Genomic DNA, 22181 nt, shown 5'->3' with positions numbered 1-22181 from the left:
AGCGCGGAGCGCCTGCATGTTTGATATTGGCATGGCTGAAATGATCGTGATCGGCGTGGTTGCGCTGATTGTGGTCGGGCCAAAAGATCTGCCGCAAATGTTCCGCAAAGTGGGACAGTTTGTGGGCAAGGCGCGGGGCATGGCCCGTGACTTCCAGCGCGCTATGGAACAAGCGGCGGATGGCACAGGGGTGAATGAAATCGCCTCTGATCTTAAAAGCGTCACTTCTATGAAAAACCTTGGTCTGGATGATGCGACTAAGTCTTTTCAGGACTATCAGAAGAATTTCGAGCCTGAAAAAGTAGATGCTGCTGCCGAAAAAGCGCGCCGTGAGGCGGCTGTGGCTGAAGCGAACAAGGCGGCAACCAAATGGCTGCCAGAAGCGGTGCCCGAGGTGGAGAATTCCGAAGTCGTTGAGGAGACGGTTCAATCGGCTGTACCGGCTAAGGTGAAAGCGCCTGCGAAAAAGGCGGCGGCCAAGAGACCTGCTGAAGCGAAGAAACCCGCAGCGAAGAAGTCCGCGGCAAAGAAACCTGCAGCAAAAAAGCCTGCTGTTGCTAAGAAGCCGGCGGCCAAGAAACCGGCGGCTGCCAAGGCACCTGCGAAAGCGGCGGCCAAGACCAGCGCATCAAAAACACCGGCGAAAAAACCTGCTGCGGCGAAAAAGACCGCGGCCAAGAAACCCAGCAAGGCGGCTGAGACCAAATCATGAGCACGGATGAAATCGAAGACAGCTCGGCCCCTCTGATCGAGCATCTGGCAGAGTTGCGCAACCGGCTGATCTACTGCGTTTATGCGTTGTTGGCTGGCGTGATGATCACCTTTTATTTTGCCGATCCGCTGCTGGATTTTCTGGTGCGGCCTCTGGCGAAGATCCTGATTGAATACGGTCAGGACCCGACGCTGATTTTCACCTCGCCGCAGGAAAAGTTCTTTGCCTTCTTCCGCATCTCCTTTCTTGGCGGCTTTATGTTGGCCTTTCCAGTGGTGGGCTACCAGCTTTGGCGGTTTGTGGCGCCCGGACTTTACAAGAACGAGAAGGGCGCGTTTTTGCCCTTTATGGTCGCCTCTCCAATGTTGTTTCTGCTGGGCGCGGCCTTTGCCCATTACATTGTAACCCCGCTGGCCATGCGGTTCTTCGTCGGCTTCGCTGATATTATTCCCGCCCTTGCGGATGCAGTGGCGGGGGACGATGCGGATGTCATGGCGCAAGATCCGTCCCAAATCAAAACTGTCATCCTGCCGTCGATCAAGGAAAGCCTTGATATTACGCTGAAATTTATCTTTGCCTTTGGCATTTGTTTCCAGCTTCCGGTATTGTTGACCCTGATGGGGATGGCTGGTCTGGTCAGTTCCGCAGGTCTGCGTTCCGTGCGCAAATACGCGGTTGTTGGCATTCTTGTGCTGGCAGCGGTTGTGACGCCGCCGGATGTGATCACCCAGATGATCCTCTTTGTCGTGGTCTATATGCTCTATGAGATTTCGATCTGGCTGGTCATTATGGTCGAACGCAAACAGGAAGAACGCCTGCGCGAGGATGAACTAGCTGGTGATGGCGAAATGGAAAAACACCCCGAAGACATGGAATAAACGATGAGTGAGCTAGACGCGCTGACCCGCATTGCCGAAGCACTGGAGCGGATCAGCCCGCGCCCGATGCCGGCACCGGATTTCACACAGACCGATGCCTTTGTCTGGCACGTTGGACCAGACCGGCTGGAACCGGTTGCGCAGGTGAACCGCGTTGATATCGGTCTGCTGGTCGGGATCGACCGGTCCCGCGATATTCTGATGGAGAACACGGTGCAATTCGCGCGTGGTCTGCCTGCCAATAACGTCCTTTTGTGGGGCGCGCGAGGCATGGGTAAATCATCATTGGTGAAAGCCGCTCATGCCGAAGCGAACCGTCAGGTTGGTGGTCTGAAGCTGGTCGAAGTTCAACGCGAGGACCTGCCGTCAATTGGCCGGTTGCTGAACGTATTGCGCGCTGCGTCCGAACGGTTCTTGCTGTTCTGTGATGATCTGAGCTTTGGCCACGATGACGCACACTACAAATCGCTGAAAGCAGTTTTGGACGGCGGGATCGAGGGGCGGCCCGAGAACGTGGCGTTTTATGCCACATCTAACCGGCGCCACTTGATGCCCCGCGACATGATCGAAAACGAGCGTTCCACCGCGATCAATCCGTCTGAGGCGGTTGAGGAAAAAGTGTCTCTGTCAGACCGTTTCGGCCTGTGGCTGGGCTTTCACCCTTGCGATCAGGACCAGTACCTCGCGATGATCCGCGGCTATTGTGACGAATACGGGATCAAGATTACGGATGAGGATTTGCGCGCCGAGGCAATAGAATGGCAACAAACCCGTGGAAACCGTTCGGGGCGGGTGGCATGGCAATATGTTGTCGATCTGGCCGCACGGCGCGGCTTGCAACTAAGCTGAAGCTTGTCACGCTTCACTTGCTAGGAAAGACCTTATACAGCACGGCAAAACCTTCGATTTCTGGTGGAAACAAAAAAGCGCCCTAGGGCGCTTTTCTTTTGTGTAACGCGGCTTACCGCCATTTTTGACGGGAAAGGAGTAGGGGAGTTCGACAGCGCCTTGGCTACGCTGCAAGGGTGATGTTTCTCTCTTTGTAGTCCGCCCTGACGTTCCGCGTTTCAACTTTCTCCGTCACGAGGCTATCGGGAATGACGACGGAAAATTTCGTTCCAGAGCCAACTTTGCTCTCGACGTTGATTTCGCCGCCGTGGGCAACGGATAGTTTTTTGCTGATCGAAAGGCCGAGTCCTGTGCCGCCTTCTTTGCGATTGTCCGAGTCTTCAAGCTGCGTGAAGGCCTGAAAGATCAGTTCTAGATCCTTCTGTGGAATACCACGCCCGTTGTCTTCCACTTCAAACCGGAAACCCTTGCCTTGCAGTTTCGCACGGACAGAGATTTTCGAGGCTTGGGAAAATTTCAGCGCGTTGCCGATCAGGTTGATCAGGATTTGCTGGCACCGGCTGCGGTCAGCCATCACAGTCATTTCATCGCATTCAATTTCCAACATGGTGTTCTTCTCGCCAGCAAGGCCTTTAAACTGGTCTTGAACCTCGACCAGCACTTCGCGTGGATCGAATGCGGTTTTAGCTAACGTAATGTCGTTCAGCTCAATGCTGGTGTAATCGAGGATTTCGTTGATGATAGTTAAAAGATGTTTACCTGCGACCTTGACCCGTTCGCCGTACTGCTGCGCCTGATCACCAACAGTATTGAAGTGGGTTTCAGTTATCGGTTCACCAGGCTTCAGTTTGCTTGTGGTTTTATCTTTAAGAACCGACAGGAAACCGGCGTAGCCGATGATGATTGTCAGGGGGGTGCGCAGCTCATGGCTGAGCACGCTCATGAATTCGGATTTTGCACGGCTTGCGCTTTCGGCTTCGTCCCGTGCTTTGCGCAGCTCTTCAATGCTCTCCATTCGGGTGCGATTCTCAACGTAGTAGGTAAAGAGCCCCCCAAGAACGATCATGCTTGCTGTTCCGGCGATGACAAAAGCGATCAGTTTGAACTCGTCCGGATTAGAGAAGCCCGCTGAAAATTCGAACGGGATCACATTGAACGCAGCCACGCCAGTGAAATGCAGTGCAATGATTCCAAGACTTAGCGCAATTGTCATTCCCGCAGTCGAGCGGTTTCTCCGTTTGCCGCCCAAGAACAGGGCCAAAGTAGACAGCAACACCGCGAGGATTACGGATGCGACCAGATAGGTCTTGTCCCAAGTGACAATCCCGTCGACCCGATAGGCGACCATTCCCGTGTAGTGCATAGCAGACACGGACAGCCCGAATATGGTACCGCCAATGACTGTGGTAAGCTTGGTTTTAAACATGCCCGCGGTCATGATGCCGATCGTGCAGCCAAGAATTGCGATCATCAGAGAGGCGAAGGTCAGATTTAAATTAAAACTGACGGGCGCATTGGGTTGATACGCGAGGATAGCGATGAAATGTGTGCACCAAATCGCGATGCCCGACGTGACAGCCGCCACAAAATACCAGATCACAGCCTGCGTGTTCGGGCGACGCAAGGCGTGTCGGTACAAGCTGGACACGACCCAACTGCCAAAGGTGCATAACAGAGCCGCAAGGAGCACTAGCGCGATGTCGTGTTCGGAATGTACTGAATGGAGGACGGTTAACATATAATGTCTTTCTTGGCGGTATTTTTGCACACTATGATAAACAATAGTGGCGCAACTGCGGCGAACTGAAGTTAGTGATGCGGCTATTTCAGTCTTGGTAGTTGCAGGTGAAACACACCATTAGATGTTGGCACAGAATACGCAAATCCGGCCTAAAGTTATGGCTCGCAGATGATCCCCGATCTGCTGAACCGCGCCCCCTTATTGTCAGGTGGAAATATAGATCAGGTAACCAGCGTAGCAGGCGTATGACCCGAACAGCAACGTGCCAATAAAGCGGCGCAATGCGAAGTAGCGAATGCAGGCTAGTAGGAACACGGTCATTGCCGCAAGGATCGCGATGTCCACCCAAAGCACCGTTGAATAGTCAAACGGGCGGATCAGGCCGGACAGGCCAAGTATGCCGAGAATATTGAAAATCTGGCTGCCAGCAACATTGCCCAGAATCAGATTTGGACGCTTGATCCGCGCTGCTGCAATGCACGAGGAGACTTCCGGCAGGCTGCCACCTGCGGCAATAACTGTCGCGCCGATAACAGCTTCGGAAATGCCCATACTTTTGGACAGGGACACCGCGAAATGGACGGCCATATCCGAAAAGAAAGCCATAGCAATCGCGCCGCCAACCACAAAGATCAGGGCGAGCCAAAGCGGGGCGCCCGCGTCGATTTCCTCATCGTCCGAACCATCTGCGTTCTTGATGGAACTGTACATGTAATAGGCGAAAATGATCAGGATCAGCGCAGAGTACAAAAGGCCAAAGTGGGAAGACACCATGCCGTTGCTGGTGAGGATCGTGTTGGCGAGCAAGGCAACCGTGCCAAGCAGGCCAACCAGAATGCTCTTCATATATTCGGGTCGCGCCCGATCAAAGCTCAGCATGAAGCCCGCAAGACCGACACCCAGACCGATGTTCACAATATTGGATCCAACAATGTTGGAAATCACAATATCCCCGGCACCTTCCAGCACCGCAGACACGTTAATTGCAACTTCGGGGGCGGATGTGCCGATGGCTACGATCACCGAGCCGACCAGAAACTCCGGCACAGACAGGCGGTGTGCAATAGAGACTGCGCCTTTAACGAAAAATCCGGCGGATACCACCACAATGGCGAGGCACAGAGGGAGAGCCGCCAGCAAAAAAATCATTGATTGGCCCAAGGCTTATCCCACTCGTGTTATTCCGGCATTTCCGCTTGAGGTAGTGCCCCCGCCAGCGGGGTGCAAGGGGGCGGATTAAAAACATCTGCGTCTCGTTGCTTTAACATCGGAAAAGACAGGTTCACCACTCGTTTAATGAGACAATTTTCCTGTTCCGCAAGTTTTCGCTCTGTATGCAACGGTATACTATCGACTTCACCGGATCTATCCGTTATGAGGCAGCGAGCAACATTCGAGAGGTTTCCCATGTCAGATATTATCTACACCAAAGTGGATGAAGCGCCGGAACTGGCTTCCGCATCCTTCCTGCCGATCATCCAGAAATTCGCCGCGGCCGCAGGTGTTTCCGTTGGCACAAAGGACATCAGCCTTGCCGGGCGCATTCTGGCAACTTTCCCCGAGCATCTGAAAGAGGACCAACGCCAGTCCGATGATCTCGCAGAGCTGGGCCGTCTGGTGAAGACCGCAGAAGCCAATGTCATCAAACTGCCAAATATCTCGGCTTCGGTACCACAACTGGTTGCCGCCGTGAAAGAGCTTCAGACACAAGGGTACGCGCTGCCAGATTATCCAGAAACGCCTTCCAGCGACGCGGAAAAGGAAATTCGCGCAAAATATGACACGCTGAAAGGCTCGGCTGTGAACCCTGTCCTGCGCGAAGGCAACTCTGACCGTCGTGCGGCCAAAGCGGTGAAAAGCTTTGCCCAGAACAACCCCCACCGCATGGGTGAATGGACCGCAGACAGCAAGACCCGCGTTGCGTCCATGTCGGGCGGTGATTTCTTCTCTAACGAAGTTTCGGCTACTCTTGACAAGGAAACAGGCGCGAAGATCGTTCTGGAAACCGCAAATGGCGAAACTGTTCTGAAGGACGGTCTGTCCTATCCGGCTGGCACCGTGGTTGACGCCACATACATGAGCGCGGCTGCACTGGATGCGTTTCTGGCGGATGAGATCGAGAAGACCAAAGCCGAAGGCACGCTGTTCTCGCTTCACATGAAAGCCACCATGATGAAGGTCTCTGACCCGATCATCTTTGGCCATGCTGTAAAAGCCTACCTTGCGCCGGTGTTTGAAAAGCACGGCGAAGCCCTGAAAGAACTGGGTGTGAACCCGAACTCCGGTCTGGGTGCATTGATGGCGAATGTTGCTGGCAATGACGAGATCATGGCCGACATCAAAGCCTGCATGGACTCCCGCCCACCAATGTACATGGTTGATTCCGACAAAGGCATCACCAACCTGCACGTGCCGTCCGATGTGATCATCGACGCCTCCATGCCTGCGCTGATCCGTGCGGGTGGTAAAGGTTGGGGGCCAGATGGGCAGGAATCCGATGCAAACTGCGTGATCCCTGACAATTCTTACGCGCCGGTTTACGATGAATCGATCAAGTTCTTCAAAGCCAACGGCAAACTGAACCCTGCCACGGCTGGTACGGTTCAGAACATCGGCCTGATGGCGCAAAAGGCGGAAGAGTACGGCTCCCACCCGACCACATTCGAACTGTCCGAAGCAGGCACAGTGAAGATGATCCTCGACGATGGTACCGTTCTGCACAGCCACAAGGTTGAAGCTGGTGACATCTGGCGTTCTGCCTCTGCGCGCAAAGCCCCGATCGAAGACTGGGTGAACCTCGCGATTGACCGTCAAAAGGCCGAAGGTTGCCGCGCGATCTTCTGGCTTGACGCGGACCGCGCCCATGACGCCGAACTGATCGCCTATGTGAAGCCGATCCTTGAAACCAAAGGCGTTGCCGACAAGTTTGAGATCATGGCCCCGCGCGAAGCCACCCGTGCCAGCCTTGAAACCATCACCAAAGGCGAAAACACCATTGCCATCACCGGTAACGTGCTGCGGGATTACCTGACAGACCTGTTCCCGATTTTAGAACTGGCGACGTCGGCCAAGATGTTGTCCATCGTCAAGTTGATGAACGGCGGCGGTCTGTTTGAAACAGGTGCTGGCGGGTCCGCCCCGAAACACGTTCAGCAGTTGATGGAAGAAAACCACCTGCGCTGGGATTCTCTGGGCGAATTCTGTGCCTTGGGCGAAAGCCTGACCTTCCTTGCGGATGCACGGGGCAATGCCAAAGCGCGTGTTCTGGGCGAAGCTGTGGATGCGGCGACGCAAGGTATTCTCGACAACGACCGCTCACCTTCGCGCAAAGTGGGAGAGCCTGACAACCGCGACAGCCACTACTGGTTTGCGCGCTACTGGGCCGAGGCACTTGCGGCACAAGGTGATGATGCAGACATGGCGTCCCACTTTGAACCGATCGCCAAGGCACTGGCAGAAAACGAAGATAAAATCGTTTCCGAACTGGCGGCTGCACAGGGTAAAGCGGTTGATCTGGGTGGGTATTTCCACACAGACGACGCAAAAACCGCTGCGGTGATGCGTCCATCTGAAACGCTGAACAGCATTATCGGCTAAGCCGCTAATCCGCTTGATCCAAAGCCGCGCGTCGGGATGCCGTCGCGCGGCTTTTTCGTGTCCGGAGCTTTTTTCTGGCGGCTGTCGCAGTTCGGCATATATCCGCTACATGAACAAAGCATTTATCACCCACGTCAGCGCGCTGGCCCTGACCAAAACGGCCGATGGGCTAATCAATCCGAAACTTGTGCTTGCGTGGTTGCTAAACGCGCTCGGTGCGCCGGGGTATCTGATCGGCTTTCTGGTGCCGGTGCGCGAATCCGGTTCGTTATTTCCACAATTGTTATTCGCCCGAATGCTGGAGCGCCGCCATCTTCGCAAATATTTCTGGGCGGGTGGCGCCGCTGTTCAAGGGTTGGCGGCATTCGGAATGGCCGCAGCGGCGATCCTGTTGGAAGGTGCGGCGGCGGGTTGGGCGATCCTGCTCTGCCTTGCGGTTCTTGCGGTGGCGCGGTCGGTCTGTTCTGCCAGCTTCAAGGATATTCTCGCCCGCACGGTTGAAAAGGGGCGTCGGGGGCGGGTGTCAGGCCTTGCCGGAACCCTGTCGGCGGTCGTGGTTTTTGTGTTTGCTTTATTGCTGAGCTTTCAAATCCTGCCACGAGACCCCGCTGTGATCGCAATTGCCATTGCACTGGCCGGAGGGCTCTGGCTGCTGGCGTCCTTTATCTTTACCACGCTCGACGAACCGGAAGCCGAAACTTCGAAGGATGCAGAGCAATCCTTGAAAGGGCTAAGCCAACCCCTGCGTGAGGATAGCGAGTTTCGTACGTACATCGCCACCCGCGCCTTGCTTATCTCTACAGCGCTGGCGCCGCCTTTCCTGATCATGCTTGGCGGCGGGGAGAGCGAAAGCGGCTTTGGCAATCTTGGGCTGCTGATCCTTGCATCCTCCATCGCATCCATTGTGTCGTCCTACCTGTGGGGCACCTTCGCCGATTACTCCAGCCGCCAGACCCTGATGGTTGCGGGGGGCGTGTCCGGTGTGATCTTCGCACTCGCCGCGGTTGGTGGCCTGTTTGGAATGGGGGGCGGAGGTTGGCTGATCGCGGCCTATGTCTTCTTCGCCCAGATCGCCTATCAGGGGGCGCGGGCAGGGCGCAAAACCCATCTGACCGACATGGACAGCCATGACCGCAAACCGGTCTACACGGCGCTGTCCAATACGATGATCGGCGCACTGCTGCTGGCGGGCGGCATCTTTGGCGTGATCGCAGACGCCGCCGGACCACAACTGGTGCTGGGGATCATGGCAGCGCTAAGCGGCGCGGCGGTGTTTGTCGGAAGCCGCCTATCAGAGGTGCAACAAGACGGGTAGCAGGCTGTTCAACGCATCACAAAAGGGTTGGCCATCGGCGCATCTGATGTGTTGATCCATGTGGTTTTCGTACGGGTATAATCGTGTATTGCGTCTAAGCCAGCCTCGCGGCCATAGCCTGAATGGTTGGACCCGCCAAAGGGCGCGATGGGTGATACGGCGCGGTAGGTGTTTACCCAGCAAATCCCCGCTTTCAACCGCTCCGACACCCTGTGGGCACGGGCAAGGTTCCGGGTAAACACGCCAGAGCCGAGTCCGAAAGGAGTGCTGTTGGCCAGCGCGATTGCCTCTTCTTCGGTGTCAAACGCCAGTAGCGACATGACGGGGCCGAACAGTTCGGTGTTCAGCGTTTCGATGCTGTGATCGCCGCATTCCACCAGTGTTGGCGCCATATAATTTCCGGCGCGGTCCAGCGGTGCGCCGCCAAAGTGGATTTCTGCCCCCTGATCGCGGGCTTTATCCAACGTCGCGGTGATATTCTCTATCTGCGCGCGGGTACACAGCGGGCCGACATGGGTGTCCGCCGCCAGCGGGTCGCCAACGGTGATACCCTCGCTTGCTTTTGCGATCCGCGCGATCAGCTCTTTTAGGACAGAGCGCTGCACCAACCCGCGCGATCCTGCAACGCAGCTTTGCCCCGAAGCGCCGAAATTGCCTGCGATCAGCCCGTTCGCCGCACTATCCAGATCCGCATCCTCAAACACAAGGATCGGGGATTTACCGCCCAGTTCAAGCGAGGTCACAGCGAAGTTTTCAGCCGAATTGCGCACCACATGGCGCGCTGTGTCCGGCCCGCCGGTAAAGGCGATCCGGTCCACATCCTTGTGACGGGTCAACGGAATGGCGCAGTTTTCCGCATCCCCGGTGATGACCGACACCACACCCGCAGGAAAGCCAGCCTGATCCACCAGTTTTGCAAACTCCAGCATCGGCGCGGGTGCAATTTCGGATGCTTTCAGCACCACCGAACACCCCGCCGCCAGTGCCGGACCCAGTTTTGTTGCCGTCAGGAACATCTGCGCATTCCACGGCACCACGGCCACCACCACGCCGATGGGTTCGCGGCGGGTAAATACGTGCATATCGGGCTTGTCGATGGGCAGCACCGCGCCCTCGATCTTATCTGCAAGCCCTGCATAATAGCGGTAATAATCACCCACATATCCGGTCTGGCTGGCGGTTTCAGCCAGCAGCTTGCCACTGTCCGTGGTCTCTAATCGGCCAAGCGCTTGGGCGTTTTCCTCTATCAATTCTGCCAAACGATAGAGCAGCTTGCCCCGTCGGGTCTGGGTCATATCGCGCCATGTGGGATCGTCCAGCACGCGCCGCGCCGCGCTGACTGCGCGGTCTACATCCGCAGGATTGGCGCAGGCAAAGCTCGCCCAATCCACACCCGTGGCCGGATTTTTGGAGCGTAGAACCTGCCCATCCTGTCCTTCGGTGAAGCTGCCATCGATATAAAGCTGGAAATGGGGGAGATCGGTCATCTTAATCCTTAAGCGAAAGCTGGCATTACATCGTCAATAAACCGCGCAAGGGACGCGCGCTTGCGGGCGAAATCCATGCCGCTATCGATCCAGAAGGCGTATTCATCGTAGCCCAGATCCTCATAGCGCTTGATCTGGTCTATCACTTCTTGCGCGGTGCCTATGGTCAGGTCGCGTTGCATGTTTTCGGGGCTCATCATTGTGTTCGCCGCCATTTCATCCTCTGACAGGGTTTCGATCAACCCTTGATGCACGGGGCGCTGGTTTTTGAACCACGCGCCAAAGTAGTTGTAAAACTGCGACAGGTCTTTGGCAGCCTGCGCTGTGTCTGCGTCATCAGAGGCCACATAGGTGTGATGCAGCAGCATGATTTTGGGGCGCGGACTATTGTGGGCGGTGCAAGCCTCGTTGAATTTCTCCATCAGGCTTTTGATTTCGCCCATCCCCTGCCAAAGCGGTGTCACCTGAATGTTGAACCCGTTTTCCACGCCAAAACTGTGGCTGTTAATGTCCCGCGCGGCGATCCAGATCGGCGGGCCGTCTAGTTGCAGCGGTTTGGGGGCGGAGGTGGTTGACGGGAACTGGAAGAACTCTCCGTCATGGGCACAGTCGCCCTCCCAGAGCGGGCGCAGCAATGGTGCGGTCTCGCGCATCCTTTGGCCAGCCTCCCAAGCGTCCAGTCCCGGGTGAAGCCGCTCGTATTCATAGGAATAAGCACCCCGCGCGATGCCAAGTTCGATACGCCCGTCGGTGATCAGATCAGCGGCAGCGGCTTCTCCGGCCAGCTTGATGGGGTGCCAGAAGGGGGCCACGACCGTGCCGGTCCCAAGACGCAGGTTCTTGGTGTGGTGGCTTAGGTCCACAAGTGTGAGGAACGGGTTGGGCGCGATGGTGAAATCCATGCCGTGATGCTCGCCGGTCCAGATCGCCCGCATGCCCCCGCTATCAGCCATCTTAGCCAGCGAGATCAGCTCGTCCCGCAGGCTGCGGTGGGTCTGCTGCGGTGTGATGCGTTCCATATGCGCGAAAAGCGAAAAATCCATCGGGTGCGTCCTTTACGAAACGGTTTATTCTGCTGCGAGTTGCGGGGCGAGGTTGAGGTAACGACCGCCGCCATAGCCAAGGCCAAGCGGGTCGTTCTGGGTGAACTCCAACACCTGACCGATCAGAATGCTGTGGTCTCCCATCGGGATCGACCGGTGGGTCTGGCAGGAAAACTGCGCGGCGGCATTATTGATCAGCGGCAGCCCGTGGGCGTCAATCCGGTGGGCCACTTGCGCAAAACGGTCGCCTTTGGAGCGGGCGAAAACATCCGCGATGTCATCTTGCCCCTGTGCCAGCACGTTGACCGCAAAACGGGTGCATTCGGCGAAAGCTGAATAGCTTGAGAGGAATTTGCCCGGACAAACCAGCAAAAGCGGCGGGTCGAGCGATACAGAAGAAAAAGAATTGGCGGTAAAACCGACCGGCGTGCCGTCAGCGCGCCGTGCCGTCACCACGGTGACGCCGGTGGGGTAGCTGCTAAAGGCTACACGCAATTCTTTCGGGTCGATGGTTTGCATCGCTACGCCTCCTTCATGAAATCGGTTAAAATTCTGTTCACGTCATCCCCGTGGGTCATCGGGGCCATATGTGCCGCATCTGGCAAGATTTCCGCCCGACCGTGCGGGACCAAAGCCGCCATTTGTTGCGACATGGCAGGCGTGGAATTCGGTTCCTGCCCACCCGTCAGGAACAGCGCCGGACAGGGCAGGGATCGCAGATAATCGTCCTGCGCTCCGTTCTCCTGCGCAAAAACGCGGTAGGCATCACGGTAGCCCGCCGGATCAGCGTCCCGCAGCCAGACTTCGCAAGCCGATCGTGCCGTGGATGCGGTAGGTCCGAACCACCGTTCGAGAGGCCCTGCCGGATCGGCGTGGCTTTCACCGTCCAGACTGTCTGCACGGGCAAGAACGGCCTGGCGTGCTTGCGGGCTGCGGTGGTAGATCGCGTTCAGCGCTGCCAAACGCGAAACCTTGGCCCGATACCGGATCGCCAGATCAAGCGCGATCATCGCTCCGAAAGAGTGGCCGATCACCGTGGCCGGCCCGTCGATCACTTCTGCAATCCGGTCGGTATACGCCGCGAGTGTCGGGGTGCCCGCCAATCGCGCGCTTTTCCCGTGGCCCGGCATATCCACCGCAACAACGCGGTGGCTTTTGGCGAGCGCGTCAATCTGTGCGCCCCAAGCCTCTGCGCGTAAACCAACGCCGTGGATCAGCACCACAAGCGGGCCTTCTCCTGCGGTGATCGCCGCCAGAGCGCCGATTTTAGACCGCGGCCGGATTGTCCAGGTCATGACCCAAATCCTTCAAATCCTGATAGCGGTCTCCGATACGGTGGTGCGGACGCCCGCTGGTGGCCGCGCCAAGCACCACGACGATTTCATCGTCGCGCGGGGCGTCAGGGATGGCGAATTGCACAGTCAGATAATAAGAGCGGCGACCCGCATCGTTTTTATCCATCAGCGGCACGGCAATCGGCGCGTTGGCCCCGCCGCGTGTGTTGGTGAATGCAAGGTAGGATTTCGCACCAACCGCCTCGCGGTAGTGATTGCCAAAGCGCAGGGTGTGGATCAGGCCGGATGCGTGTTCGATCTCTCCGTTCAGTCCGACAACAGCAGCTTTGCCATAGGCCTCGATATTGTCGCCGGATCCGGCCAGCGTGATCATCCGCTCTGTTAACAGCTCCCCCAAGACGGGGCCGTAGGCCATGATTTCCGGTTTCAGATCCTCCACATAGCGACCGGCCCAAGGGTTTTTCACCACAGCCGCCACGGCAAACATGCGCCACGGTGTTTGTGCGGGTTTGAAACCTTCCACGAGGACTTCCTCATCAAAGGTGACGATCTTTCGGATTTCTGGGGTCATTGGGATGTTCCTTAAAAGCGTTGAAAGGATCATCGCGCTATGGCCGAGAATTGACAAACGAAGGATTCGCAGGCTTAGGTATTAGCTTTACTAATGGATGGATTGACCATGGCAAAATCCCTGCCGCCGTTGACGTGGTTTCGCGCGTTCGAGGCCGCCGCCCGCCACCTGAGTTTTACCGCCGCTGCTGAAGAAATCGGCATGACTCAATCCGCTGTCAGCCAGCAGGTGAAATCATTGGAAAGCCGCCTTGGGGTGGCGCTTTTTGTGCGCCAAGCGAGAGGCTTGATGATCACAGATGACGGGCGCAAGCTGATGCCGCAGGTGACATCAGCGCTCGAAACACTGGGGGCAGCGGCGCGATCGTTTGAGATCGGTACAACGCAGAACCTGCTGACGATTGCGACCTCGGTAACGGTGGCGCAGTGGTTTATTGCGCCGCGACTCGCGACATTCAGGATGCGCCATCCTGATGTGCGTTTCCGGTTTCTCAGCACGATTTGGCCGGATGATTTTAATTCAATTAGCGCGGATGTGGAAATTCCTTTCGGATCGGAAAAACAATTCGGTCAGGGGGCTGTGCTGTTGGAACCAAACGGGCTGGTGGCGATGAAGTCCCCTGCATTGGACGGGCCGCTGGAGCGTCTGCCCCTGATCGAGGCTGTCGGCACGTCTTCGGGATGGAAAAATTGGCAAGAGGGACGGAATTTGGACCTTGCGCCGCGAATCTATGTGGATTCCTTTGGTGCCGCGCTCAACATGGCGGTGCATGGCAACGGTGTGGCCCTAGTGAGCGAGGCACTGTCCCAACCCGCGCTGGACTCTGGAACGCTCGTGCTGGCCGATTCCCATATCGCACCATCACAGGAGGGGTATTACCTGCGTGCCGATCCGCGCAACACAACCGCGATGGTGTTTCGGGACTGGATGCTGGAAGAATCGCCGCATTAGAAGACGGGCGCAGATGTGTGGAACACTGGCCAAACTTGGGGCTGAAGGGGAGGGGGATTCGTCTGATCGATTTAGCTGTGGGTTAGCGGAGCCGCCTGAATGAACAGGCAAAAGTACCGATCCGCGACCAGCGAAAATCCGATCTGCTTCTGCGCGAATGTTGCGCAGTGCCAATAATGCCCCGAACATCGGGGGCGGGTCGGATTTCTCCGTAACCCACGCAAAACAAACATAAATGTAAGAAAGTTTTGGTGGAGCCTAGGAGGATCGAACTCCTGACCTCTTCGCTGCCAGCGAAGCGCTCTCCCAGCTGAGCTAAGGCCCCGATGCGCACTCTGCAGTGCGCCTGTGGTGTTTAGGAAAACCCGCTTGCAGGTGCAAGCGGAAAATCCATTTTTTTTCAGCTATCGTCATCCGAAGATGCAACATCCGCAATTTCTTCCAGCGGAACGGTCTCGTCGTCGTCATCTTCGAGCACGTCATCGCCCAGATCCACATCCACGTCGTCGTCATCATCGAGCACATCGAGATCATCGGATTCTTCAGCCTCGGTGGCTTTCTTGATCGCGGATTTGTCTTCTTTGTCGGCCATGGACGTTTTGGACTTGTCGGACACGAACTGGGACAGAGGATATTCTTTCCCGGTGTAGGGGCTGACGACCGGGTCTTTGCCGAGATCGTAGAAACGCTTGCCGGTTTCAGGGCAAACGCGTTTCACTCCCCATTCTTCTTTTGCCATTGGATAACCCCTTGGTACACTGTTTTTGCGAGTATCGCAGCCAACTGCCATAGAGCAAGAGGGTTGTCAAAGGCTGAATGGGGATTTTTACTGTGCCAGGGCTCCGCTCCTCGCTTTTGGATTGCCTCTGGTACAGGTGGCGCTAAGGATATGCCCATGTCAGAGAGTTTTGAAATCGGGGCGCCGCCCATTGCTGTAGTGTTGAAGAAATCCGCGCGGGCGAGGCGGTTTTCGCTGCGGATTTCCAATGTGGACGGCACGGTGAGCCTGACCATGCCAAAACGCGCGGCGAAACGTGATGCGCTGGCGTTTGCAACCGCGCAGGAAGGCTGGATGCGCAAGCATCTCGACAAGCAGCCCGACCGGATTGTGCCGGTGTTTGGCGGAACGATTCTGATCGACGGTGCGCCGGTTTTGCTGTTGCAAGGGCAGGGACGTCGTGTGGTGTTTAATGCTGAGGGATTGGCAGTTCCAGGAACACCAGAGCAGTTGGCCGGCAAGTTGCGTGCCTATCTTAAGACGATGGCGCGGGACCGGCTGTCTGATGCATCGGAGCGCTATGCAGCACAGGTGGGGCGGAAAGTTTCACGGATTACCCTGCGGGATACGCGGTCCCGTTGGGGCTCCTGCACCAGTGATGGCAATTTAATGTATTCATGGCGGCTGGTTATGGCGCCCCGCGCGGTGCAGGACTATGTCGCAGCACATGAGGTGTGTCACCTGCTGGAGATGAACCATTCCGCAGCCTATTGGGCCAATGTCGCGGCGGTCTATCCGGACTATCAGGCGCAAAGGCAATGGTTGCGAGACCACGGAGCGCAGTTACACCGCGTTGTTCTGTGAGGATTTCTGGGCGGTTTTCGTGGTTCGTTTCTTTTTATGACACTGCATATATGACGCTTCATTTAAGAAGCTTCATATATGACGCGTGATACAAGACGCTTCATTTATGACGCTTCATATTTGCAGGGTGATCAGAAACATCGGGTCTCTGTCATTGACAAAGACAGTCAGTGTGATCACAAAAAGCCATGACAAAACCAGACCGCCCCGCAGAAACCACCACCCCGACCCACGAGCGGGTTTTCCGCGCGCTGCGTTCTGAAATCATGCACGGAGAGATCACTCCGGGGCAGGCGCTTACCATACGGGGCATTGCTGAAACCTACGGCGTGTCAATGACACCCGCACGCGAGGCGGTGCGCCGCCTGACAGCGGAAGGTGCGTTGTCCCTGTCTAAAACCGGCCGTGTGTCTGCCCCCCAGCTTAGCACCGAACGGATCGAAGAACTGGCTTCTATCCGGGCGCTGCTGGAACCGGAACTTGCCGCGCGGGCCCAACCGCGGGCGCATCTGGCACTGATCGAGCGTTTGCAGAACATCAACACGACCATTGAACAGATGATCGTAAAAAAGGATGCCGTGGGGTATATTCGCAGCAATCTGGAGTTTCACCGCACGCTTTATCTGCGTGCGCAGGCTCCGGCGATGCTGGCGATGGTGGAAACGGTCTGGTTGCAGCTTGGCCCGACCATGAGCGCGCTTTACGCCCGCTTGCAGAGGCCCAATGCCGCCGGAAACCACCGTACCGCGATTGCGGCTTTGCGGGCGGGGGATGAACCGGGGCTTAAGCTGGCTATTCGGGCTGATGTGACCCAAGGCTTGCGAATGCTCGGCAGTTAGGCGTTCAGAAAAACACCGATACCAACAGGTTCAGTGCCGACAGGCCGAGCAGCAGATTTATAAGCTTGGTGAAGCCTGCATTGCCCATCCGCTCAAACACCCGCAGACCGATTGTCGCGGCAAGCATAGTCAGTGGGATGACAAACAGGGCTGTGTAAAAAAACTGTTTGTCGAGGTATCCCCAATAGGCAAACAGACTGAGCGAGAACAACCCCATCGACAGGTTAAACGCCTGAAATACCCCGCGTTTTTCTTGTTTGGTCCAGCCGAACAATCCGGCCCAAATGGTTGTGACGACGCCGGATAGCGCGGAAATCCCTCCAAACACACCGGACAGAATACCAATTGGGAAATGAAACCGCTCTGCGCTGCGGGGCAGGGATAGGCGGTTTTGCAGGACCAGAACGAACAGCAGGTTGAGACAAATCAGCAGGGCCACCCCCGCTTTGAACTGGGGCAGTGGCACATGGGGCAACAGGGCGATCCCGAAGGGCACACCGATCAACCCACCCAGTGTTAAAGGGAGGGCGCGTTTCACCTCTATCATCCGCCAGATACGCGGCATGGTCAGCAATTGACCACAGGTCATGCAGGCGGCCATCAGCGGCACAACCGTTGTCGGGGGAAGCACGATCAGCCAAAATCCGGCAGACATCAAGGCAAAGCCGAATCCTGTCAGTCCATTCACAAAGCCGCCAGCGAGCGCGCCGGCGGCTAAAAGAGCGAGTTCCACTAGGCGTTACGCATGGATTGCGCCGTCACCACAGGCAAGTGCGGCTTCGCGCACCGCTTCAGAGAAGGTCGGGTGGGCATGGCAGGTCAGCGCCACATCTTGTGCCGAAGCACCGAATTCCATTGCCACACAGATTTCGTGGATCAGATCACCAGCAGATGGCCCAATCAGGTGACAGCCCAAGATCCGGTCTGTTTCTTTATCCACCAGCAGTTTCACAAAACCATCGCCCTGATGCACCGCTTTGGCGCGGGCGTTTCCCATGAAGGGGAATTTGCCAACCTTATAGGCCACGCCTTCCTCTTTCAGTTGCTCTTCGGTTTTGCCAACAGAAGCCACTTCGGGGGTTGTGTAGATCACGCCAGGAATAACGCCGTAGTTCACATGGCCATGTTTGCCTGCGATTTGTTCAGCTACGGCCATGCCTTCGTCTTCTGCTTTATGGGCCAGCATCGGGCCTTCGATAACGTCACCGATGGCATATACACCTTCAATGGTGGTGCCCCATGTGCCGTTGGTTTTGATCTGGCCGCGCTCTGTCATTTCGCCGCCAAGTTCGGTGAAACCCAAACCGTCAACGTAAGGTTTGCGCCCTGTGGCGACCAGAACGACATCCGCATCAATGGTGACGGATTCGCCTTTTTTGCGGGTTTCATAGGTCAGTTTGGCTTTGGTTTTGGAGGCCTCAACGCTTTGCACAGCCGCGTTCAGAACAAACTTCAGACCCTGCTTTTTCAACGTGCGTTGCAGCGCCTTGCCGGTTTCCTTGTCCATGCCGGGCGTGATGTGGTCGAGGTATTCAATCACGGTCACTTCCGTGCCAAGACGGGAATAGACGGACCCGAGTTCCAGCCCGATCACACCGGCACCGATCACGGCCATGGTTTTTGGCACTTTAGGCAGTTCCAAAGCACCGGTGGAGCTCACGACGACTTTTTCGTCCACCTCGACACCTTTCAGGCTCGATGGTTCGGAGCCTGTCGCGATGACGATATTCTTCGCTTTGTGAACTTCGCCATCCACAGAAACCTCGCCCTTGCCAGAGATCTTGCCCCAACCGCGCAGCCAGTCCACTTTGTTCTTTTTGAACAGGAACTCAATGCCGCTGGTATTCTGTGTGATGGTTTCGTCTTTATAGGCCAGCATCTGTTTGAAATCCACAGAGGGGCTTTTGCCTTTCAGACCCATTTTAGCAAAGTTATGCTCTGCCTCGTGCAGCATGTGCGACGCGTGCAGCAGGGCTTTGGACGGGATACAACCCACGTTCAGGCAAGTGCCGCCAAGGGCGCCACGGCCTTCAACACAGGCTGTTTTCAGTCCCAATTGCGCACAGCGGATCGCACAGACATAGCCGCCCGGGCCACCACCGATGATGATTACGTCATAGTCTGCCATGATAGGTCTCCTTTAAAATGTCAGTCGCCCAATACAGCCAGTTTGCCGTCGGGTGTTTGATAGGTCGCAGTGATCGCAGGATGTGCTGCGGGGGTCACTGAAATACGGTCGTCCACAAGGCCAAGGGCGCGGTAAAGCGCGGTCAACTCATCCGCCAGTGGGGTGTGTATATCCAGACGCTGCAGGCTAAGGCCCTGATTGTCCATGCTTTCGCTCACGTGGGGGCCGTCCGGCCATTGCAACAGCACCGGAACCACCCCTTGGGCGTTCAGCTTGGCATCACCGCGCAAGGCAATCTGCCAGCGCAAATCGCCGCGCGCTGCGGTGACGGATTGGCCGAGATCAAAATCGTGTTCACGAAAGATCGCCATGTCCCGTTCGATGTCATCCGTGCGCAGCAGATAGGTCTGGATACGTGGCCCACCCATCAGCGCGGCCTTTGTGGTTGTTGCATCAAGATCAAACAGGCGCGGGGTTTGCGGTTCATCCTGTTCGGGATCGGGGGCGATGATCTCCAGATAGCTGCCTCCGCCAGTGGCGGTCAGCGCGTTATGGGTCCCACGCCCCGGATGGGCACCGCCGAACGGCACAGTCACGCCGCTTCGGGTTTTCACATAGTCAACGCCTTCGGAAAGGGTAGCCGCCGCCAGCGCAATATGATCGAGCGCAATCATACCAATGTGGCCAGCAGCATGAAGACCGTGGCAAGGAAGCCGACAAACCAGATGATCGAACGGCCGGGCGCGAGGCCATAGTAATAGGCCGGAATGTAAAGAACACGTGCGCCGAGGTAGACCCAAGCGCAAATTGCGGTAAAGCCTGTGGATTGCTCGCCCAGTGTCACCACCACGACGGCGATTGTGAACAGGATCAGGCCTTCAAAGTGATTGTTGAAGGCGCGGAACAGACGGCCCGGCTTTTCCGACAACAGTTCTTGTACCGGTTTTCCCAGTCGGGAAGGGTCACGGGCAGACATGGTCTTCCCCGGTCCCACATCCAGATTGGCCGTAATCGACATCAGTGCGAATTGCACCACTTGCAGCAGGGCCGCATAGGTCAGGACTGTGATCTCTGTGGTCATAAAACTCTGTCCGGTTCAGTTCGGCGGAAGGCTGCAACCCCGACAATTTTTCGCGTTTTGCGTCGGGGTTGCGATTTAAAAGTACTCACGGTCTTAGCTAGCTCAGAGCGCCGCAAGATAAAGGTAGATGGTTGATAGAAACCCGATAGCCCAAACCAAGGTCCGTACCCAAGGAATGCCAAACCAGTAAATTGGCGCATAAAGAATACGCGCGATCAGAAACACCTGTGCGGCCAGCAGGGTGCTGGCTGTGGTTGCGCCGCTTACGGCCAGTATCAGCACCGCAGGGGCAAACAGGGCCAGTGCGACGACCGAATTGTTCAGACTGCGTTCAACGCGCGCACCCATGCCGGACAGTTCCCGCCCCTCATCACGGGCGGTCGCCAGATAGGGCAGGCCCAGTTGCGCCGCACCGAAAGACGCCTGCACAACAATCGTCAGGATGACGAGCAGGCCATAGAGGGCAAGAATGGATAGTTCGGAGGTCATGGGTATTCTCCTTTGGCTGGTTTTGCGGTGGGCAAACCCCACCCTACCTTTCACGGTAGGGCGGGGATTAACCTATCGCAATCACAAATCCATAAGCAGGCGGCGGGGATCTTCCAGTGCTTCTTTGACCCGTACAAGGAAGGTCACAGCGCCTTTGCCATCCACGATGCGGTGATCGTAGGACAGGGCCAGATACATCATCGGACGGATAACAACTTCGCCGTTGATTGCCATCGGACGGTCCTGAATCTTGTGCATCCCCAGAATACCCGATTGTGGCGGGTTCAAAATGGGCGAGGACATAAGCGAGCCGTAAACCCCACCGTTAGAGATGGTAAAGCTGCCGCCCTGCATATCTGCCATAGACAGTTTTCCGTCACGGGCGAGACCACCCAAACGTGCGATTTCCTTTTCGATCGCGGCAAAGGACATGCTGTCTGCGTCTTTGACCACCGGAACCACCAGACCTGTCGGCGTGCCTGCGGCAATCCCCATGTTCACGTAGTTTTTGTAAACAATTTCGGTGCCGTCGATTTCGGCGTTCACCTCGGGCACTTCTTTCAGCGCGTGGTTACAAGCCTTGGTGAAGAAGGACATAAAGCCGAGCTTTACGCCGTGTTTCTTTAGGAACAGGTCTTTGTATTCATTGCGCAGGGCCATCACCTCGGTCATGTCCACCTCATTGTAGGTGGTCAGCATGGCGGCGGTGTTCTGGCTGTCTTTCAAGCGACGCGCGATGGTCTGGCGCAGACGGGTCATCTTCACCCGCTCTTCACGCCCGGCCTGATCCGCCGCTACCGGCGCCGAAGCTGCCGCGCGTGGAGGTGTAGCAGCCGCCGGTTTGGACGCACCGCCAGAGGCTTCGGCCTTAAGCACGTCCTCTTTCATGATCCGCCCGTCACGGCCTGTGCCTGTGATCTGATCCGCTGTCAGACCTTTTTCAGCCATCAGTTTTTCCGCGGAAGGCGCGTTTTTCATGCCGTCGCTGGTGATTTTAGGATCGGCTGTTGCGGCAACCGCTTGTGTGTCGGACTTCGCTGCACCATTGCCAGCACCGGCAGAAATAAGGGCAAGTTTGGCGCCTGCTTCCACGGTCTCACCGTCGTTGGCATAAACCTTGGTCAGGATTCCGGCAGCCGGTGCAGGAACCTCGACAGAAACTTTGTCTGTTTCCAATTCGCACAGCATTTCATCCATAGCCACTTCGTCGCCTTCAGCCTTGAACCATGTGGCTACAGTGGCTTCTGTGACGCTTTCACCGAGGGCAGGAACCATCACAGGCACATCTTCCCCACCTTCAGCCGGTTTGGCCGTATTGTCAGCCGGTTTTGCGTCTGCTTTTGCTTCCGCTGGCGCGTCTTTCTTGGCCGGAGCGGCAGTCGCTTCGCCGCCTTCGCTGATCACGGCCAGCAACGCATCAACGCCAACAGTTTCGCCCTCTGCAGCGACGATCTCCCCCAAAGTGCCTGCCACTGGGGAAGGGACTTCGACGGTGACTTTATCCGTTTCCAGTTCGCACAGCATTTCGTCTACTGCAACGCTGTCACCGGGCTGTTTAAACCATGTGGCGATTGTCGCCTCGGTTACGCTTTCGCCCAAAGTTGGTACTCTTACGTCGGCCAT

22 protein-coding genes and 1 tRNA gene are annotated in these 22181 nt (G+C 56.6%); 8 read left to right on the top strand and 15 right to left on the bottom strand.

The window, feature by feature from the left end; translation table 11 throughout:
• Window positions 1-16 precede the first annotated feature (16 nt).
• Genes tatB through IEX10_RS11780 form a run of 3 tightly spaced genes read left to right on the top strand, consistent with a single transcriptional unit; the run spans window position 17 to window position 2439 of the window.
• Window positions 17-712 carry a Sec-independent protein translocase protein TatB gene (gene tatB / locus IEX10_RS11790; RefSeq protein WP_188675345.1) on the top strand — a complete coding sequence of 232 codons (696 nt, stop codon included), beginning with the start codon at window positions 17-19 and terminating at the stop codon, window positions 710-712.
• Window positions 706-1590 (top strand): twin-arginine translocase subunit TatC, encoded by an 885-nt coding sequence (gene tatC, locus IEX10_RS11785; protein ID WP_229678557.1) that lies wholly within the window; start codon window positions 706-708, stop codon window positions 1588-1590. The genes tatB and tatC overlap by 7 nt, the downstream gene beginning before the upstream one ends.
• Window positions 1591-1593: 3 nt before the next feature.
• Window positions 1594-2439, top strand: a complete 846-nt coding sequence (locus IEX10_RS11780; RefSeq protein ID WP_188675340.1) for an ATP-binding protein — start codon at window positions 1594-1596, stop codon at window positions 2437-2439.
• 163 nt (window positions 2440-2602) lie between these two features.
• Here IEX10_RS11780 and IEX10_RS11775 read toward each other — a convergent pair whose 3' ends face one another.
• Both IEX10_RS11775 and IEX10_RS11770 read right to left on the bottom strand, forming a co-directional pair.
• On the bottom strand, window positions 2603-4177 hold the full coding sequence (locus IEX10_RS11775; RefSeq protein ID WP_188675337.1) for a sensor histidine kinase: 1575 nt from the start codon (window positions 4175-4177) through the stop codon (window positions 2603-2605).
• 207 nt (window positions 4178-4384) lie between these two features.
• Complete coding sequence (locus tag IEX10_RS11770; protein WP_188675334.1) at window positions 4385-5329, bottom strand: sodium:calcium antiporter; 945 nt, start codon at window positions 5327-5329, stop codon at window positions 4385-4387.
• 258 nt (window positions 5330-5587) lie between these two features.
• On the opposite strand from IEX10_RS11770, the gene IEX10_RS11765 reads away from it, so the two are divergent.
• A complete protein-coding gene (locus tag IEX10_RS11765; protein ID WP_188675331.1) occupies window positions 5588-7777 on the top strand; it encodes an NADP-dependent isocitrate dehydrogenase in 2190 nt (729 codons plus the stop codon).
• Between the two features lie 109 nt (window positions 7778-7886).
• Window positions 7887-9092, top strand: coding sequence for an MFS transporter (locus IEX10_RS11760; RefSeq protein ID WP_188675328.1), 1206 nt, complete (start codon window positions 7887-7889; stop codon window positions 9090-9092).
• Between the two features lie 8 nt (window positions 9093-9100).
• Here IEX10_RS11760 and IEX10_RS11755 read toward each other — a convergent pair whose 3' ends face one another.
• The 5 genes from IEX10_RS11755 to IEX10_RS11735 are packed head-to-tail and all read right to left on the bottom strand — an operon-like array spanning window position 9101 to window position 13488.
• Window positions 9101-10579 (bottom strand): aldehyde dehydrogenase, encoded by a 1479-nt coding sequence (locus tag IEX10_RS11755; RefSeq protein ID WP_188675325.1) that lies wholly within the window; start codon window positions 10577-10579, stop codon window positions 9101-9103.
• Between the two features lie 8 nt (window positions 10580-10587).
• Window positions 10588-11622, bottom strand: a complete 1035-nt coding sequence (locus IEX10_RS11750) for an LLM class flavin-dependent oxidoreductase (protein ID WP_188675322.1) — start codon at window positions 11620-11622, stop codon at window positions 10588-10590.
• Window positions 11623-11646: 24 nt separating this feature from the next.
• Window positions 11647-12141: a flavin reductase family protein gene (locus IEX10_RS11745; protein ID WP_188675319.1), complete on the bottom strand. Its 495-nt coding sequence runs from the start codon at window positions 12139-12141 to the stop codon at window positions 11647-11649.
• 2 nt (window positions 12142-12143) lie between these two features.
• Window positions 12144-12917: an alpha/beta fold hydrolase gene (locus tag IEX10_RS11740; RefSeq protein WP_188675317.1), complete on the bottom strand. Its 774-nt coding sequence runs from the start codon at window positions 12915-12917 to the stop codon at window positions 12144-12146.
• Window positions 12889-13488 (bottom strand): amino acid synthesis family protein, encoded by a 600-nt coding sequence (locus tag IEX10_RS11735; protein WP_188675316.1) that lies wholly within the window; start codon window positions 13486-13488, stop codon window positions 12889-12891. The genes IEX10_RS11740 and IEX10_RS11735 overlap by 29 nt, the downstream gene beginning before the upstream one ends.
• A gap of 108 nt (window positions 13489-13596) precedes the next feature.
• Between IEX10_RS11735 and IEX10_RS11730 the strand changes: the two genes are divergently transcribed.
• Complete coding sequence (locus IEX10_RS11730; RefSeq protein WP_188675314.1) at window positions 13597-14439, top strand: LysR family transcriptional regulator; 843 nt, start codon at window positions 13597-13599, stop codon at window positions 14437-14439.
• A gap of 249 nt (window positions 14440-14688) precedes the next feature.
• On the opposite strand, the gene IEX10_RS11725 is transcribed toward IEX10_RS11730, so the two are convergent.
• Window positions 14689-14764 (bottom strand) — tRNA-Ala (locus tag IEX10_RS11725).
• Window positions 14765-14839: 75 nt separating this feature from the next.
• On the bottom strand, window positions 14840-15178 hold the full coding sequence (locus IEX10_RS11720) for a TIGR02300 family protein (protein ID WP_188675312.1): 339 nt from the start codon (window positions 15176-15178) through the stop codon (window positions 14840-14842).
• Window positions 15179-15334: 156 nt separating this feature from the next.
• Between IEX10_RS11720 and IEX10_RS11715 the strand changes: the two genes are divergently transcribed.
• Window positions 15335-16021: a M48 family metallopeptidase gene (locus IEX10_RS11715; RefSeq protein ID WP_188675310.1), complete on the top strand. Its 687-nt coding sequence runs from the start codon at window positions 15335-15337 to the stop codon at window positions 16019-16021.
• 188 nt (window positions 16022-16209) lie between these two features.
• A complete protein-coding gene (locus IEX10_RS11710) occupies window positions 16210-16860 on the top strand; it encodes a GntR family transcriptional regulator (protein WP_188675308.1) in 651 nt (216 codons plus the stop codon).
• Between the two features lie 4 nt (window positions 16861-16864).
• On the opposite strand, the gene IEX10_RS11705 is transcribed toward IEX10_RS11710, so the two are convergent.
• The 6 genes from IEX10_RS11705 to odhB form a co-directional block, all read right to left on the bottom strand.
• Window positions 16865-17593: a sulfite exporter TauE/SafE family protein gene (locus IEX10_RS11705; RefSeq protein ID WP_268237046.1), complete on the bottom strand. Its 729-nt coding sequence runs from the start codon at window positions 17591-17593 to the stop codon at window positions 16865-16867.
• 6 nt (window positions 17594-17599) lie between these two features.
• Window positions 17600-18988 carry a dihydrolipoyl dehydrogenase gene (gene lpdA / locus IEX10_RS11700; RefSeq protein WP_188675302.1) on the bottom strand — a complete coding sequence of 463 codons (1389 nt, stop codon included), beginning with the start codon at window positions 18986-18988 and terminating at the stop codon, window positions 17600-17602.
• A gap of 20 nt (window positions 18989-19008) precedes the next feature.
• A complete protein-coding gene (locus IEX10_RS11695; RefSeq protein ID WP_188675299.1) occupies window positions 19009-19662 on the bottom strand; it encodes a VOC family protein in 654 nt (217 codons plus the stop codon).
• Window positions 19659-20069 carry an MAPEG family protein gene (locus IEX10_RS11690; RefSeq protein ID WP_188675296.1) on the bottom strand — a complete coding sequence of 137 codons (411 nt, stop codon included), beginning with the start codon at window positions 20067-20069 and terminating at the stop codon, window positions 19659-19661. The genes IEX10_RS11695 and IEX10_RS11690 overlap by 4 nt, the downstream gene beginning before the upstream one ends.
• Window positions 20070-20171: 102 nt before the next feature.
• On the bottom strand, window positions 20172-20558 hold the full coding sequence (locus IEX10_RS11685; RefSeq protein ID WP_188675292.1) for an MAPEG family protein: 387 nt from the start codon (window positions 20556-20558) through the stop codon (window positions 20172-20174).
• Between the two features lie 81 nt (window positions 20559-20639).
• Window positions 20640-22181: a 2-oxoglutarate dehydrogenase complex dihydrolipoyllysine-residue succinyltransferase gene (odhB, locus tag IEX10_RS11680; protein ID WP_188675289.1), complete on the bottom strand. Its 1542-nt coding sequence runs from the start codon at window positions 22179-22181 to the stop codon at window positions 20640-20642.

Source organism: Neptunicoccus cionae (genome assembly GCF_014643735.1).
GTDB lineage: Bacteria > Pseudomonadota > Alphaproteobacteria > Rhodobacterales > Rhodobacteraceae > Amylibacter > Amylibacter cionae.
The sequence above is the reverse complement of the archived record's forward strand: the minus strand, read 5'-3'. Positions and strand labels throughout refer to the sequence as shown.

Excerpts from the sequence above, each read along its gene's own strand:
- IEX10_RS11710 (WP_188675308.1), top strand. The coding sequence starts at position 16,210 with ATGACAAAACCAGACCGCCCCGCAGAAACCACCACCCCGACCCACGAG.
- lpdA (WP_188675302.1), bottom strand. The coding sequence starts at position 18,988 with ATGGCAGACTATGACGTAATCATCATCGGTGGTGGCCCGGGCGGCTAT.
- IEX10_RS11770 (WP_188675334.1), bottom strand. The coding sequence starts at position 5,329 with ATGATTTTTTTGCTGGCGGCTCTCCCTCTGTGCCTCGCCATTGTGGTG.
- odhB (WP_188675289.1), bottom strand. The coding sequence starts at position 22,181 with ATGGCCGACGTAAGAGTACCAACTTTGGGCGAAAGCGTAACCGAGGCG.
- IEX10_RS11735 (WP_188675316.1), bottom strand. The coding sequence starts at position 13,488 with ATGACCCCAGAAATCCGAAAGATCGTCACCTTTGATGAGGAAGTCCTC.
- IEX10_RS11775 (WP_188675337.1), bottom strand. The coding sequence starts at position 4,177 with ATGTTAACCGTCCTCCATTCAGTACATTCCGAACACGACATCGCGCTA.
- IEX10_RS11780 (WP_188675340.1), top strand. The coding sequence starts at position 1,594 with ATGAGTGAGCTAGACGCGCTGACCCGCATTGCCGAAGCACTGGAGCGG.
- IEX10_RS11715 (WP_188675310.1), top strand. The coding sequence starts at position 15,335 with ATGTCAGAGAGTTTTGAAATCGGGGCGCCGCCCATTGCTGTAGTGTTG.
- tatB (WP_188675345.1), top strand. The coding sequence starts at position 17 with ATGTTTGATATTGGCATGGCTGAAATGATCGTGATCGGCGTGGTTGCG.
- IEX10_RS11765 (WP_188675331.1), top strand. The coding sequence starts at position 5,588 with ATGTCAGATATTATCTACACCAAAGTGGATGAAGCGCCGGAACTGGCT.
- IEX10_RS11690 (WP_188675296.1), bottom strand. The coding sequence starts at position 20,069 with ATGACCACAGAGATCACAGTCCTGACCTATGCGGCCCTGCTGCAAGTG.
- IEX10_RS11730 (WP_188675314.1), top strand. The coding sequence starts at position 13,597 with ATGGCAAAATCCCTGCCGCCGTTGACGTGGTTTCGCGCGTTCGAGGCC.
- IEX10_RS11745 (WP_188675319.1), bottom strand. The coding sequence starts at position 12,141 with ATGCAAACCATCGACCCGAAAGAATTGCGTGTAGCCTTTAGCAGCTAC.
- IEX10_RS11755 (WP_188675325.1), bottom strand. The coding sequence starts at position 10,579 with ATGACCGATCTCCCCCATTTCCAGCTTTATATCGATGGCAGCTTCACC.
- IEX10_RS11720 (WP_188675312.1), bottom strand. The coding sequence starts at position 15,178 with ATGGCAAAAGAAGAATGGGGAGTGAAACGCGTTTGCCCTGAAACCGGC.
- IEX10_RS11750 (WP_188675322.1), bottom strand. The coding sequence starts at position 11,622 with ATGGATTTTTCGCTTTTCGCGCATATGGAACGCATCACACCGCAGCAG.
- IEX10_RS11740 (WP_188675317.1), bottom strand. The coding sequence starts at position 12,917 with ATGACCTGGACAATCCGGCCGCGGTCTAAAATCGGCGCTCTGGCGGCG.
- IEX10_RS11695 (WP_188675299.1), bottom strand. The coding sequence starts at position 19,662 with ATGATTGCGCTCGATCATATTGCGCTGGCGGCGGCTACCCTTTCCGAA.
- IEX10_RS11685 (WP_188675292.1), bottom strand. The coding sequence starts at position 20,558 with ATGACCTCCGAACTATCCATTCTTGCCCTCTATGGCCTGCTCGTCATC.
- IEX10_RS11760 (WP_188675328.1), top strand. The coding sequence starts at position 7,887 with ATGAACAAAGCATTTATCACCCACGTCAGCGCGCTGGCCCTGACCAAA.